Below are 14,926 nucleotides of genomic sequence, written 5' to 3' on the forward strand. Positions count from 1 at the left end.
ACAGGCGCGGAGTGTTTCACAATACGCGCTCAGAATTTCCCCCGTGGGCGAAGACCCGCGGGCGCATCACCTGCCGGAGAAGAGTAAGATGAGCACCTTAAGTCAGGAAGCCGCCCTGGTTCACGAAGCGCTGTTGGCGCGTGGTCTGGAAACGCCATTACGCGCGCCGATACGTGATATGGATGATGCCGCGCGCAAGCGTGAAATCGCCGGTCACATGACCCAAATTATGCAGCTGCTGAATCTGGATCTTGAAGATGACAGCCTGATGGAGACGCCCAACCGCATCGCCAAAATGTATGTGGATGAAATTTTTTCGGGTCTCGATTACGCCAACTTCCCGAAGATCACCGTCATCGAAAACAAGATGAAGGTTGATGAGATGGTGACCGTGCGTGATATCACGCTGACCAGTACCTGCGAGCATCATTTTGTGATCATCGACGGCAAAGCCACCGTGGCCTACATCCCGAAAGACAAAGTGATTGGCCTGTCGAAAATTAACCGCATTGTGCAGTTCTTCGCCCAGCGTCCGCAGGTGCAAGAGCGCCTGACGCAACAAGTGTTGGTCGCACTGCAAACGCTGCTCGGCACCAATAACGTTGCCGTGTCGATTGATGCCGTGCACTACTGCGTGAAAGCGCGTGGCGTGAAGGATGCGACCAGCGCGACAACCACTACCTCGCTGGGTGGCTTGTTCAAATCCAGCCAGAACACGCGTCAGGAATTCCTGCGCGCGGTTCGCCACAGCTAATCTTTGGGGCGGCGGTTTGTCGCCCGATTTCCTGTCTCCGTCAAGGCACTCGATGCAACGCTATCTCGCGCTGGATTTCATTCGTGGCTGCGCCATTCTCGGCATCTTGCTGTTGAATATCGTCGGTTTTGCGCTGCCCGCGGCAGCCTATCTAAATCCGGCGTGGCAAGGGCAGGCTTCCACATCTGACGCCTGGACCTGGGCAGTCATGGATGGTCTGGCGCAGCTCAAGTTTCTTACGCTGTTTGCTTTGCTGTTTGGCGCCGGGCTTTATCTGCAAGCGCCGCGCGGCAGCCGCTGGATGTCAGCGCGCCTGACGTTGCTGGTGTTCATCGGCTTTATTCACGCACTATTTTTCTGGGAAGGCGACATTCTGCTGGATTACGGCCTGATTGGGCTGATTATCTGGCGCATGCTGCGCGACGTGCCGTCTGACCGCGCTCTGCTACAAACTGGTGCGTTGCTTTATCTCGTTGGCTGCGGCGTTTTGCTGGTGTTTGGTGCCATTTCGAGCCCGAATCCCACGCGCTCCTGGCTGCCTGGCGCAGCCGATCTGGAATATGAAAGCTATTGGAAAATGCTTGGTGGTTGGGAAGCGGTGCAGAACCGGCTTGACCACTTGTCATCGGGGTTGATGGCGCTGGCCTCCCAATATGGCTGGCAGCTGGCGGGGCTGATGCTGATTGGCGCTGCCCTGATGCGTAGCGGCTGGCTTAGCGGGCAATTTAGCGTGCAGCACTATCGACGCTCTGCAGCATTACTGCTGACGATTGGCTGGCTGATTGCGATTCCAGGCATTGCAGCGCAGTGGATGCTAGGCTGGGAGTTCCGCTGGACCGGCTTTTTTCTGCAAATACCGCGCGACCTCGCCAGCCCGTTCATCAGCCTTGGCTATGCCGCACTTTGCCTCGGCTTCTGGCCGCAAATTGCTTCAACGCGCTTCAGCTATGCCATTCAATGCGTTGGCCGCATGGCATTGAGCAATTATCTGTTACAGACGCTCATTTGCACCACGCTCTTCTATCGTTTCAATCTCTTCCTCAAGTTTGATCGCTTGCATCTGCTGGCCTTTGTCCCGGCAATCTGGCTGATTAACATCTTGTTTTCTGTGCTATGGCTGCGATTTTTCCCACAGGGGCCGCTGGAGTGGCTGTGGCGTAAATTGACGCGTCTTGCCGCCGGAAAAACCACACCTTCTTCCTCCACCAGATAATGATATTCATCACAAAGGTTGCAGAATTGTATGTAACCGCTTTCATTGGTGTGACGTAATTCACGTAGTCGTTCCCTGTGCCCTGCCAGAATAGCGCCGTTACGCGCTTGTCGCGCATTTTCAGCCCCTGTGGAACAGCTGCATGATAACGATTCGTGATGTCGCTCGTCAGGCCGGTGTGTCAGTTGCCACCGTGTCACGTGTGCTCAATAACAGCAGTGCAGTCACCGCCGATACCCGAGAAGCCGTGTTGGCCGCGGTTGATGCACTCGACTATCGCCCTAACGCCAATGCGCAAGCCTTAGCAACGCAAGTCAGCGATACCATTGGTGTGGTGGTGATGGACGTCTCCGACCCCTTCTTCGGCGCATTAGTTAAAGCGGTCGATACCGTGGCGCAGCGCGTACATAAACACGTGCTCATCAGCAACTCATGGCACTTGGAAGAGAAAGAACGCCACGCGATTGAGGTGCTGATACGTCAACGCTGCAATGCATTAGTGGTGCATGCGAAAACGCTTTCAGACGCAGAGCTGATGCAATTTATGGATCACGTTCCTGGCATGGTACTGATTAATCGCACAATTCCTGGTTATGAGCATCGCTGTGTTTGCCTTGATAACGTTACAGGCGCACAGGTTGCCACGCGCATGCTGTTACAGCAGGGCCATCAACGCATTGGTTTTCTCAGCTCCAGTCACCCGATTGAAGATGTGACACAGCGGCGTGATGGCTGGCTGCAAGCCCTGGCAGAGCAGGGTATTCGCCCGCAGGAGGCGTGGATTGCGCATGCCGAGCCCGATATGCAAGGGGGGGAAGCGGCGATGGTGGAACTGCTTGGGCGCAATTTACATTTAACCGCCGTGTTTTCCTATAATGACGGCATGGCGGCGGGGGCATTGACGGCGCTTAAGGACAACGGCATCCAGGTTCCACAGCATTTTTCAGTCATTGGTTTTGATGATATTCCCATCTCAAGATACACCGATCCGCAATTAACTACCGTCCGCTATCCTATTGTTTCCATGGCTAAACTTGCTACAGAACTGGCGCTGAAGGGGGCTGCAGGCGAGCTGGATCAACATGCCACACACTGCTTTATGCCGACGCTAGTGCGTCGTCATTCGGTGGCGCAGCGGCAAATTGTGGAGTCGGTCACTAATTCAGGCGATAGCCCTGTGTAACCGTTTCCAATCTGTGATTGTATTCACAGTTAATTAACATGACGCTCACTATGATGGCAGCGTCTTACCGGACTGAAACATCATGTAACGCTGGGTAATCCTTCTCTCAGCAGGTTTCAGTAGCCGATTGAAATAGTTCACAACACTCTTCAGGAAGCGTTTACGTACAGGGAAGTCAGGATTGCGATGGTGGCCCGGCTTTGCGTTACGCGTCCGCCCCATGGATTCAAATTAAAACCGACGGCGCTGTCTGCCCGCAGGCATTACGGCGCAATGAAATGCCCTACATAAAAACCGGAGATACCATGAATAAGAAGGTTTTCACGCTCACAGCACTGGTTGCCAGCATGATGTTTGGTGCAACTGCGCACGCCGCCGATACTCGCATTGGCGTGACCATTTACAAATACGACGATAACTTCATGTCGATGGTGCGTAAGGACATTGAGAAAGAAGCCAAAACCGTCGGTGGCATCCAGCTGCTGATGAATGACTCGCAGAACGACCAATCCAAGCAAAATGACCAGATCGACGTGTTGATGGCGAAAGGCGTGAAAGCGCTGGCGATCAACCTGGTGGATCCGGCTGCTGCGGCAGTGGTGATCGATAAAGCGAAAGCCAACGATGTGCCAGTGGTGTTCTTCAACAAAGAACCAAACGCCAAAGTGCTGGCCAGCTATCCGAAGGCCTATTACGTTGGTACCGATTCTAAAGAGTCAGGCATTATCCAGGGTCAGCTGATTGAGAAGCACTGGAAGGCGACGCCAGCCTGGGATCTGAACAAAGATGGTCAAATTCAGTTCGCGCTGCTGAAAGGCGAGCCGGGCCACCCGGACGCTGAAGCGCGTACTAAATACGTGATTGATACCTTGAACAAAGACGGCCTGAAAACGCAGCAGCTGATGATGGATACAGCGATGTGGGATACCGCGCAGGCAAAAGACAAAGTGGATGCCTGGCTGTCTGGCCCGAACGCCGACAAAATTGAAGTGATCATGGCCAACAACGATGCGATGGCGATGGGTGCGGTTGAAGCGCTGAAAGCCCACAACAAAACCAATATTCCGGTGTTTGGCGTGGATGCACTGCCAGAAGCGCTGGCGCTGGTGAAATCTGGTGCGCTGGCGGGTACCGTGCTGAATGATGCGGAAAACCAGGCAAAAGCCACATTGGATATTGCCAATAACCTGGCCAATGGCAAAGAAGCCACCGCAGGCACTAACTTCAAGATGGAAAATAAAATCGTACGTGTTCCTTACGTACCAGTAGATAAAGAAAATCTGTCGCAGTTTGTGAAGTAATTCATCCTGGGCGCGGCACTTCGCCGCGCCTTATTGCATCTGACCAACGCTTTATTTAGCCAGGTAAATTATGGCCAGTGAGAATCCGACCACACAGCGTGAATATCTGCTGGAGATGACGAATGTCTCGAAATCATTTCCAGGGGTTAAAGCCTTAGATAATGTGAATTTAAAAGTGCGGCCGCACTCCGTTCATGCATTAATGGGAGAAAACGGTGCCGGGAAATCTACATTATTAAAATGTCTGTTTGGGATTTATAAAAAGGATACGGGGAGCATCCTGTTTCAGGGTGAGGAAATTGATTACAAAAGCTCCAAAGAGGCGCTGGAAAATGGCGTGTCGATGGTGCATCAGGAATTAAACCTGGTTTTGCAACGCAACGTAATGGATAACATGTGGCTTGGCCGTTATCCGCGTAAAGGTGTGTTTGTCGATCAGGATAAAATGTATCGCGATACCAAAGCGATCTTTGATGAATTAGATATTGATATCGATCCGCGCGATAAAGTCGCCACCTTATCTGTTTCGCAAATGCAGATGATTGAGATCGCCAAAGCTTTCTCGTATAACGCCAAAATCGTTATTATGGATGAGCCGACCTCGTCGCTGACCGAAAAAGAAGTAAACCATCTGTTCACCATCATCCGTAAGCTAAAAGACCGTGGCTGCGGCATCGTGTATATCTCACACAAGATGGAAGAGATCTTCCAGCTGTGCGATGAGATCACCATTTTGCGTGATGGACAGTGGATTGCTACCCAGCCGCTGGAAGGGTTGGATATGGACAAAATCATCTCAATGATGGTTGGCCGTTCATTGAACCAGCGTTTCCCAGACAAATCGAACGTACCGGGTGAAGTCATTCTAGAGGTGCGCCACTTAACCTCGTTGCGTCAGCCTTCCATTCGCGACATCTCATTTGATCTGCATAAAGGGGAGATTTTCGGCATTGCAGGTTTGGTGGGGGCGAAGCGAACTGACATCGTCGAAACCCTGTTTGGTATTCGCGAAAAGTCGGGCGGCACCATTAAGCTGCACGGGAAAAGTATTAATAACCACAGCGCCAATGAAGCGATTAATCACGGTTTTGCGCTGGTGACGGAAGAGCGTCGTTCCACCGGTATTTATGCTTATCTGGATATTGGCTTTAACTCGCTTATCTCCAATATTAAAAAGTATAAATCCAGCATGGGATTGCTCGATAATAAACGCATGAAGAGTGATACCCAATGGGTAATTGATTCAATGCGCGTGAAAACGCCGGGTCATCATACACAAATTGGCTCGCTTTCCGGTGGTAACCAACAAAAAGTGATTATTGGTCGCTGGTTATTAACGCAGCCGGAAATATTGATGCTTGATGAGCCAACGCGTGGCATTGACGTGGGTGCAAAATTCGAAATTTACCAACTGATTGCTGAGTTGGCGAAGAAAGAGAAGGGCATCATTATTATCTCTTCTGAAATGCCAGAACTGTTGGGTATTACCGATCGTATTTTAGTGATGAGTAATGGCCAGGTAGCGGGCATTGTTGATACCAAAACGACCTCGCAGAATGAAATCCTGCGTTTAGCGTCATTACACCTTTAATGAAGCAAGGGCTTTAACATGAAAGCGACTACTAAAAAGAATGCGCTAACCTGGTTAAAAGAGGGTGGCATTTATGTTGTCCTGTTTGTACTGCTGGCAATTATTATTTTCCAGGATCCCACTTTTTTAAGTTTAATGAACCTGAGTAATATCCTGACCCAATCCTCTGTGCGTATCATTATCGCGCTGGGTGTTGCCGGTTTGATTGTTACGCAAGGTACCGATCTTTCGGCAGGACGTCAGGTGGGCTTAGCGGCGGTGGTTGCTGCCACATTGCTGCAGGCCATGGATAACGCCAACAAAGTGTTCCCGCATCTGGATACCGTGCCAATCCCGTTAGTTATTCTGACTGTTTGCATCATCGGCGGTGTAATTGGTTTGGTGAACGGTGTGATTATTGCTTACCTCAAGGTAACGCCGTTTATCACCACCCTGGGCACCATGATCATCGTTTACGGTATCAACTCACTCTATTACGACTTTGTGGGTGCCTCGCCGATTGCCGGTTTCGATCCGGGCTTCTCCAAATTTGCCCAGGGCTTCCTGCGTTTCGGTGATTTTAAACTGTCATTTATCACCTTCTACGCCGTCATTGCCATCGTCTTTGTTTGGGTGCTGTGGAATAAAACCCGCTTCGGTCGCAACATTTTTGCCATCGGCGGTAACCCGGAAGCCGCAAAAGTGTCAGGCGTAAACGTTCCATTCAACCTGATTCTGATTTATGCCTTGTCGGGTGTGTTCTACGCGTTCGGTGGGATGCTGGAAGCGGGCCGTATCGGCAGCGCCACCAACAACCTCGGCTTTATGTATGAGCTGGATGCGATTGCAGCGTGTGTCGTCGGCGGGGTGTCGTTTGCCGGTGGTGTGGGTTCAGTGGCGGGTGTGGTAACCGGTGTAATCATCTTTACCGTCATCAACTACGGTTTGACCTACATCGGCGTGAACCCTTACTGGCAGTACATTATTAAGGGCGGCATCATCATCTTCGCCGTGGCGCTGGATTCGTTGAAATACGCGCGTAAGAAGTAACAAACGTCATCAAAAAAGGGTCGCCTTCAGGCGACCCTTTTTTATTTCTGCAACTTCTCTTCCAGCTCTAATAATTGCTCTGGCGTGACCGCCGGATAACTCTGCGCGTCCTCAGGGACTTCATGCACCGCCGGAATTGGCACCAGCGGCCCAAGGAAGCGCGGTTCACGCTTCATCAAATACAAATCCGCCAGCGCGCCTAAACGCGCCCCCACTTCACGGAAACGCACCGACAACATATTCTTCGGCGATGGCACCGCATAACACTGCGCCTGAATGCCTAAATGCAGCGCAATATACAACGCACGCTCACAGTGAAAACGCTGGGTAATAATGATGAAATCGTTGGTATCGAACACTTTGCGCGTGCGCACAATCGAATCCAGCGTGCGAAAACCGGCATAATCCAGCACGATATCTGCCGGCGCTACGCCTGCTTTGATCAAATCGCGACGCATGGTCATTGGCTCGTTATAGCTTTGCTGCGCATTATCGCCGCTCAGCAGCAGATAATTTACCTTGCCGCTATTGTAGGCGTTCAATGCCCCCTGAATACGGTAGAGGTAATACTGATTGATAACGCCGGTGCGGTAATACTTAGCCGTGCCCAAGACCACGCCGACCTGACGATGCGGCAGCGAGGTGACATCTTCATAAATAAAGGGGGCGGTTTTCCAGCTGATCCAGCGATCCAGGCCGAGCGCGGTCGCCACCACCAATAAGATGATGAAAAACAGACCAAACAATACGCGTTTAATCATGCGCGCGGGCACTCGGTTGGCAGAATTCAGAATGGCTAAAGGCTACTTGAGGCGGACGGGGGAAGCAAGTAAACGCCAGTTGGCCGGCGTTTTTTTAAACACGATCGGACCTGCAAAGTCCGATCGTGCTGCGACTTAAATCGAGGTACGGCGATAGTGACGATACTGCGGCAGCCAGAAGTTGTTGCTCACAGCTTTCGACAAGACATCTTCTGAAGTGACAACCGCCACACCAGCCAGCTGCGCCGCTTTACCTACTTCGATGGCAATCAGCTTCGAAACGCCCTGAATATCTTTGATTTCTGGCAGAACCGGTCCTTCACCATCATTCGCCAGCGGTGAACAGTCAGCCAAAGCGCGGCTGGCGGTCATCAGCATCGAATCCGTTACGCGGCTGGCGCCAGAAGCGATTACGCCCAAACCAATTCCAGGGAAGATATAGGAGTTATTGCACTGGGCGATTGGATAGGTTTTCCCTTTCCACGTTACCGGCGAGAATGGGCTGCCGGTGGCAACCAGCGCTGCACCGTCGGTCCAGGCGATGATGTCGGCTGGCGTTGCTTCCACGCGTGACGTCGGGTTCGACAACGGCATAACGATCGGCCGCTTCGTGTGTTTGTGCATTTCGCGGATAATCTCTTCGGTGAACAGGCCGGGCTGGCCAGACACGCCGATCAGAATATCCGGTTTGGCATTGCGCACCACGTCCAGCAGAGAAATTGAGTCGCTGCTGGTGTCCCACTCTTTCAAGCTGTCGCTCTTCTGCACCAGCTTGCTCTGGAAATTAAGCAGATTAGGCAGCTTGTCGGTCAGCAGACCAAAACGGTCCACCATCATCACCCGGCTGCGGGCTTCATCATCACTTAAGCCTTCAGACTTCATCTGCGCGATAATCTGCTCGGCGATACCACAACCGGCAGAACCGGCACCCAGGAATACCACTTTCTGCTCACACAGGCGGCTGCCTGCAGCACGGCTGGCAGCGATTAGGGTGCCAACAGTAACGGCGGCGGTGCCCTGAATGTCGTCGTTAAAGCAGCAGATCTCATCACGATAGCGTTCCAGCAGCGGCATGGCGTTTTTCTGTGCGAAGTCTTCAAACTGCAACAGCACATTTGGCCAGCGGCGATTAACCGCCTGAATGAATTCGTTAACGAATTCTTCGTATTCTTCACCAGTGATACGCGGATGGCGCCAGCCCATGTAGAGCGGGTCGTTCAGCAGCTGCTGGTTATTGGTACCTACGTCCAGCACAACCGGCAAGGTATAAGCCGGGCTGATGCCACCGCACGCGGTATACAGCGACAGCTTACCGATTGGGATGCCCATGCCGCCAATGCCCAGATCGCCGAGGCCAAGAATACGCTCGCCATCGGTCACCACAATCACCTTCACATTCTGCTTGGTGGCGTTTTGCAGCATGTCTTCAATGCGATCGCGGTTGTTATAAGAGATGAATACACCACGTGCTCGGCGGTAGATTTCTGAGAAGTGCTCACAGGCGGCGCCGACGGTTGGGGTGTAGATAATCGGCATCATCTCTTCCAGATGATTATCGAGCAGTCGGTAGAAGAGGGTTTCGTTGGTGTCCTGGATGTTGCGCAGGTAAACATGCTTGTCGTTATTGTTTTTGAAATCCAGGAACTGGCGCCAGGCTCGTTCTGCCTGCTCTTCGATGGATTCCACTGCTTCAGGCAGCAGACCGTTTAGGTTAAATTCGTTACGTTCTTCAAGGCTGAAGGCGCTGCCTTTGTTCAACAGCGGAAATTCCAGCAGGATCGGACCCGCGTAAGGAATATACAGCGGACGTTTACTTTCGTAGTCGAGTTCCATGCAGTGCTTGCTCCGGTTGCAGTGTTTTCTGACGTATCGCCGAGAAAAGGTAACGCCAGTCCATCTGGATGTGAAGAGGGTCTGGCGCCCGATCCTATGAAAATTCCTGCAGATGTACAGCTTTTGTTAACAGAAGGTCACAAAAGCGGTAAAAGGATCACTAAACTGATGTTTTCGAAACTAAAGTAATTGAGAAATCTTCACATCCCAAGGCTGCCAGCGTCGCGCGTGTGGCATCCGACTGACTTAGCGTGCTGCCCTGAGATTCGGCCAGCACGGCCTGCTGAATAGTATCGAGCGCTTCATTGCTCATGTTCATTAAAATCAACGCGGCCTGTAACGGTGGCAAGCTTGGGTTAAAAGCGGCATTTTCCGCATAGCGGCCCGTAAAGGTTTTACCACTCTGGCTGCGAAGTGCTACGCCGCTGTAGCTCTGGCTGTAAGGTGCGTGACTGTGATTTGCGGCCTCAATGGCCGCTTGTTGCAATGCATCACCCTTTACGGCAAAACCATGATTGACCGGCGTTAACAAACGTTCGGTGATGTTCAAATCAGCGGGGCCAAACGCATCCGGCAGATAATCACCGAGCGTGCTCACGGCGCGTCCCGGCAAGCTAATGCGAATTGCGGTGCCGCTATTAAGCTCATTCATGAACTGGCGGCAATGGCCGCACGGCGTGTAGTTGACGGTAATTGCCGCTAATTTCTCTTCACCGCGTAGCCAGGCATGGGTAATCGCACTTTGCTCGGCATGTACCGTCTGCTGCAGCGGCGCGTGCAGGAACTCCATATTGGCCCCGAAATACCAATGGCCGCTAACGCCGCGAGAAATGGCGCCGACGTTGAAATTCGAAACGGTAGCCACAGCGCAACTTGCTGCCAGCGGCAACAGTGCCAGCGCCAGCGCATCATCATCCAGACCGGTAAGCTGTTTCAATTGCGCGATATCCTGAGGACGCAATACGCCATGGAAATCAGCCGCATCCAGCAGCGGCTGGATCGCCGTTTGTAGCGCTGCGGGCAGGGCAGAAAAAGCAGTAGAGAATCGTGGATGCATGATGTGATGACCTCAGTTTCGCGTTAGCGGCAATGCGCCGCCTGACGTTTTATATGTGATCCAAGTCGCTCTGACAATGCAAGCTGATTGGGTTGTTTCAACTTTGCGAGATCTCTCGCAAGTTTTAGCCAAACCAATGCATTAACAGGGGAAAAAGAAAGGGTGCCAGTAACGACGTAATGATGCCGCAGATCACCAGCGCTAAAGAGCTGAATGCGCCTTCCTGATAATCGATCTCTGCAGCACGCGCCGTACCTAACGCATGCGAAGCGTTACCAATCGCCAAACCTCGCGAGGATTTGCTCTTCACCTTAAACAGATTCAGCAACATATGACCAAATACCGCGCCCAGCACCCCGGCGATCAGCACGCAGATCGCACTAATAGCGGGAATACCGTGTAATGAAGCAGACACAGCCATCGCAATCGGCGTGGTAACCGATTTTGGCATGATAGTGGCGGCGATTTCTGGCGTCGCGCCCATCCACAGGGCAATGGCAGTGCCTGACACCATCGCTGTAATGCTGCCAATGAAACACACGCTGATAATGGTTTTCCAGCGTGCGCGAATTTGATGCATCTGCTCGTACAGCGGCAGGGCCAGCGCGACCACGGCGGGTTGCAGTAGCTGATTCAGCAGGCTGCTGCCAGCAAAATAGCGGGCATAGGGCATGTGGGTGATCAATAGGAGCGGAATGACAATCGCCATCGCAACCAACAAGGGATTGACGATGGAAATATTGATTTTCGCCGCCAGCTTGCGCGCCAGCAGATAGGCGATCACGGTCAGCGGTAGCGACCACCAGGCATCAGTCATGGTTTTTCTCCCGCGGACGCTGCATTCGTTCTGCGCTCAGGCCGACAATCAGCAAAACCAGGAAAGTGCTGACCATGCACGACACCACAATCGGCCCAAACTGGGCGGTGAGAATGTCGGTATAACCCATTACGCCTACGCTAATGGGAACAAACAGCAATGCCATGTAGCGAATCAGCAAATGACAGCCGGGTTTGACCCAGTCAACCGGCAGAATTTGCAGCGCCAGCAGTAGGAACAGCAGCAGCATGCCGATAATGCTACCGGGAATAGTGATTGGGAGCAGGGCAGATATCCCCATTCCGGCGTAAAGCGCCGCATAAATAATGATGAAGGCGCGCAGATAGCGCCAGCAGGCAGATAGCACGGAGGGCATGTCAGGCTCCTGTTTTCATGGCGCTTCATCATACGCATTAAGCGCTTAGCGTGCTAGCGATCACATTGGAATGTAGATTCCAGCTTTTTCATCGCGTTCTTTTCCTCTTCTGTGCAGGGTGTAGGGTGGACAAAAAATTCAGGGAGAGGGGAATGATGAAGGCTGTTACACGTCAGCGTGAACTGCGCAAAGCAATGCCAGAATCGGAGCATCAATTGTGGCATTTTTTACGTAACCGGAATTTGTGCGGAGTGAAGTTTCGGCGCCAGCATCCGATTGGACGCTATATTGTCGATTTCGCCTGTATTGAAAGGCTGTTAATCGTGGAGCTTGATGGCGGGCAACATAATGAAGATGCGGCAAAAATTTATGATGAACAACGAACGGCATTTTTACAGCGCAGTGGCTGGCGAGTGATTCGATTCTGGAATAATCAGGTTTTCGAGGAGTTTGATGCGGTGATGGATGAGATATATCGACAGCTGACGCTGCGGCCTGCGCCCTCACCCTAGCCCTCTCCCGCAAGCGGGCGAGGGAACCGTTTTAAGCGAGTATTTGATTCAATGCTCCAACCTAACCATTCCCTCTCCTGCAAGCGGGCGAGGGAACCGTTTTAAGCGAGTATTTGATTCAATGCTCCAACCTAACGATTCCCTCTCCCGCAAGCGGGCGAGGGAACCGTTTTAAGCGAATATTTGATTCAATGCTCCCACCTAACCATTCCCTCTCCCGCAAGCGTGCGAGGGACCGTTTTAAGCGAATATTTGATTCAATGCTCCCACCTAACCATTCCCTCTCCCGCAAGCGTGCGAGGGAATCGTTTTAAGTGAATATTTAATCAATGCTCCAACCTAACTATTCCCTCTCCCGCGCGCGGGAGAGGGCTAGGGTGAGGGAAAACAAAATATCCTACTTAACCGGCATTCCCGGTACTGCGCCGCTATCGACCGAAAGCACGAACAGGTCTTTTCCACCCGGGCCGGCTGACAGCACCATGCCTTCTGAAATACCGAAGCGCATTTTACGCGGCGCGAGGTTGGCGACGATGATGGTCATTTTGCCAACCAGCACGGAAGGGTCCGGATACGCCGCGCGAATACCAGAGAAGATCTGACGCTTCTCGCCGCCCACATCCAGCTCCAGACGCAGCAGCTTGTCAGAACCGTCTACCAACTCGGCTTTCTCAATCAGCGCCACACGCATATCGACCTTGGCGAAATCATCAATGGTGATGGTGTCACCAATTGGCGCATCGGCCAGCGGCCCGGTTGCTGCAGGCTTATTTGCCGCCGCCGCATCCTCTTTTGAGGCTTCAACCAGCGCCTCAACTTTGCTCATCTCGATACGGCCATACAGCGCTTTGAACGGTGCTACGTCGTGATCGAGCAGCGGTTGCGCAATCGCATCCCAGCTCAGTTCGCTCTGCAGGAAGGCTTCAGTACGCTCACTCAATGATGGCAGCACCGGCTTCAGCCAGGTCATCAGCACGCGGAACAGGTTGATGCCCATTGAGCAAATGGCTTGCAGATCGGCATCACGGCCCTCTTGTTTCGCTACCACCCACGGCGCCTGCTCATCGACATAGCGGTTAGCCAGATCGGCCAGCGCCATGATTTCACGAATCGCACGGTTAAATTCGCGGCTGGCCCAGGCTTCGCCAATCCTTTCAGAGGCATCAACAAAGGTCTGATACAGCGCCGGATCGGCCAGCTCGCTCGCCAGTTTGCCGCCAAAGCGTTTGGTCAGGAAGCCCGCGTTACGCGATGCCAGGTTAACCACTTTATTCACCACATCCGCATTCACGCGCTGCACGAAATCTTCCAGATTCAGGTCGATATCGTCGATGCGTGAGGAGAGCTTGGCCGCGTAGTAATAACGCAGGCTGTCGGCATCCAGATGCTGCAGCCAGGTGCTGGCTTTAATAAAGGTGCCGCGCGATTTCGACATCTTCGCGCCGTTTACCGTTACATAACCATGCACGAACAGGTTGGTTGGCTTGCGGAAGTTGCTGCCTTCCAGCATTGCCGGCCAGAACAGGCTGTGGAAATAGACGATATCTTTACCGATAAAGTGATACAGCTCGGTGGTAGAGTCTTTCTTCCAGAACTCGTCGAAATCGATATTGCCGCGCTTATCGCACAGGTTTTTAAATGAACCCATGTAGCCGATTGGCGCATCCAGCCAAACGTAGAAGTATTTGCCCGGCGCGCCTGGAATTTCGAAGCCAAAGTAAGGCGCATCGCGAGAGATATCCCACTGCTGTAACCCCGATTCGAACCACTCCTGCATTTTATTCGCCACCTGCTCCTGCAGCGCGCCTGAACGCGTCCACGCCTGCAGCATGGCGCTGAAGGACGGCAGATCGAAGAAGAAGTGTTCGGAATCACGCAGCACCGGCGTGGCGCCAGAAACCACCGATTTCGGGTCGATCAGCTCGGTTGGGCTGTAGGTCGCGCTGCACACTTCGCAGTTGTCGCCATATTGATCCGGTGATTTACATTTCGGGCAGGTGCCCTTGACGAAACGGTCCGGCAGGAACATGCCTTTCTCAGGATCGTACAGCTGCGAAATGGTACGGTTCTTAATAAAACCATTCTCTTTCAGACGACCATAAATCAGCTCGGACAGCTGACGGTTCTCATCGCTGTGCGTCGAGTGATAGTTGTCGTAGCCGATGTTGAAGCCGGCGAAATCGGTCTCGTGCTCTTGCTTCATTTCGGCAATCATCTGCTCTGGTGCCACACCCAACTGCTGCGCTTTCAGCATGATTGGCGTGCCATGGGCGTCGTCAGCACAGATGAAGTGAACCTGGTTGCCACGCATTCGCTGGTAACGGACCCAAATGTCAGCCTGAATGTGTTCAAGCATGTGACCGAGATGGATTGAACCGTTTGCGTACGGCAGTGCGCACGTTACCAGAATTTTTTTAGCGACTTGAGTCATGTTTGCGTAGCGTTCCGTTGAAGAAAAATCGGGTTTAGATGTTAACCGAAGCACTCTCTGGCGTAAAC

The 14,926-nt window shown here is 52.5% G+C and carries 13 protein-coding genes; 7 read left to right on the forward strand and 6 right to left on the reverse strand.

The genetic code is table 11. The features are described from left to right. The first annotated feature begins 88 nt into the window (after positions 1–88). The 6 genes from folE to mglC all read left to right on the forward strand — a co-directional run bounded on the left by folE (position 89) and on the right by mglC (position 7,071). Positions 89–754, forward strand: coding sequence for a GTP cyclohydrolase I FolE (folE, locus tag AAGR08_RS05660; RefSeq protein ID WP_097096656.1), 666 nt, complete (start codon positions 89–91; stop codon positions 752–754). Between the two features lie 52 nt (positions 755–806). Beyond that, a complete protein-coding gene (gene yeiB, locus AAGR08_RS05665; RefSeq protein ID WP_345828972.1) occupies positions 807–1,967 on the forward strand; it encodes a DUF418 domain-containing protein YeiB in 1,161 nt (386 codons plus the stop codon). A gap of 142 nt (positions 1,968–2,109) precedes the next feature. Beyond that, on the forward strand, positions 2,110–3,150 hold the full coding sequence (gene galS, locus AAGR08_RS05670; protein WP_097096658.1) for an HTH-type transcriptional regulator GalS: 1,041 nt from the start codon (positions 2,110–2,112) through the stop codon (positions 3,148–3,150). Positions 3,151–3,455: 305 nt separating this feature from the next. Beyond that, the gene (mglB, locus tag AAGR08_RS05675) at positions 3,456–4,451 is read left to right on the forward strand and encodes a galactose/glucose ABC transporter substrate-binding protein MglB (RefSeq protein ID WP_345828974.1); all 996 of its coding nucleotides are present in this window, start codon (positions 3,456–3,458) and stop codon (positions 4,449–4,451) included. A 70-nt stretch (positions 4,452–4,521) separates the two neighbouring features. Continuing rightward, the gene (gene mglA / locus AAGR08_RS05680) at positions 4,522–6,042 is read left to right on the forward strand and encodes a galactose/methyl galactoside ABC transporter ATP-binding protein MglA (protein ID WP_345828976.1); all 1,521 of its coding nucleotides are present in this window, start codon (positions 4,522–4,524) and stop codon (positions 6,040–6,042) included. A gap of 18 nt (positions 6,043–6,060) precedes the next feature. After that, complete coding sequence (gene mglC, locus AAGR08_RS05685) at positions 6,061–7,071, forward strand: galactose/methyl galactoside ABC transporter permease MglC (RefSeq protein WP_097096661.1); 1,011 nt, start codon at positions 6,061–6,063, stop codon at positions 7,069–7,071. 41 nt (positions 7,072–7,112) lie between these two features. On the opposite strand, the gene sanA is transcribed toward mglC, so the two are convergent. The 5 genes from sanA to AAGR08_RS05710 form a co-directional block, all read right to left on the reverse strand. After that, complete coding sequence (sanA, locus tag AAGR08_RS05690) at positions 7,113–7,832, reverse strand: outer membrane permeability protein SanA (protein ID WP_097097677.1); 720 nt, start codon at positions 7,830–7,832, stop codon at positions 7,113–7,115. Positions 7,833–7,967: 135 nt separating this feature from the next. Further along, positions 7,968–9,665, reverse strand: coding sequence for an NAD-dependent malic enzyme (locus AAGR08_RS05695; RefSeq protein WP_345828979.1), 1,698 nt, complete (start codon positions 9,663–9,665; stop codon positions 7,968–7,970). Between the two features lie 160 nt (positions 9,666–9,825). Further along, the gene (cdd, locus tag AAGR08_RS05700) at positions 9,826–10,722 is read right to left on the reverse strand and encodes a cytidine deaminase (protein ID WP_345828981.1); all 897 of its coding nucleotides are present in this window, start codon (positions 10,720–10,722) and stop codon (positions 9,826–9,828) included. A gap of 124 nt (positions 10,723–10,846) precedes the next feature. Next, positions 10,847–11,539, reverse strand: a complete 693-nt coding sequence (locus tag AAGR08_RS05705; protein WP_097096664.1) for a CidB/LrgB family autolysis modulator — start codon at positions 11,537–11,539, stop codon at positions 10,847–10,849. Continuing rightward, positions 11,532–11,915, reverse strand: coding sequence for a CidA/LrgA family protein (locus tag AAGR08_RS05710; protein ID WP_345828983.1), 384 nt, complete (start codon positions 11,913–11,915; stop codon positions 11,532–11,534). Before AAGR08_RS05710 ends, AAGR08_RS05705 begins: the two co-directional genes overlap by 8 nt. Positions 11,916–12,040: 125 nt before the next feature. Between AAGR08_RS05710 and AAGR08_RS05715 the strand changes: the two genes are divergently transcribed. Next, positions 12,041–12,427 carry a DUF559 domain-containing protein gene (locus tag AAGR08_RS05715; protein ID WP_345828985.1) on the forward strand — a complete coding sequence of 129 codons (387 nt, stop codon included), beginning with the start codon at positions 12,041–12,043 and terminating at the stop codon, positions 12,425–12,427. 397 nt (positions 12,428–12,824) lie between these two features. Here AAGR08_RS05715 and metG read toward each other — a convergent pair whose 3' ends face one another. Continuing rightward, positions 12,825–14,858, reverse strand: coding sequence for a methionine--tRNA ligase (gene metG, locus AAGR08_RS05720; RefSeq protein ID WP_345828987.1), 2,034 nt, complete (start codon positions 14,856–14,858; stop codon positions 12,825–12,827). Positions 14,859–14,926 lie beyond the last annotated feature (68 nt).

This window comes from Pantoea sp. BRR-3P, assembly GCF_039621635.1.
GTDB classification, from domain to species: Bacteria; Pseudomonadota; Gammaproteobacteria; order Enterobacterales; family Enterobacteriaceae; genus Pantoea; species Pantoea floridensis.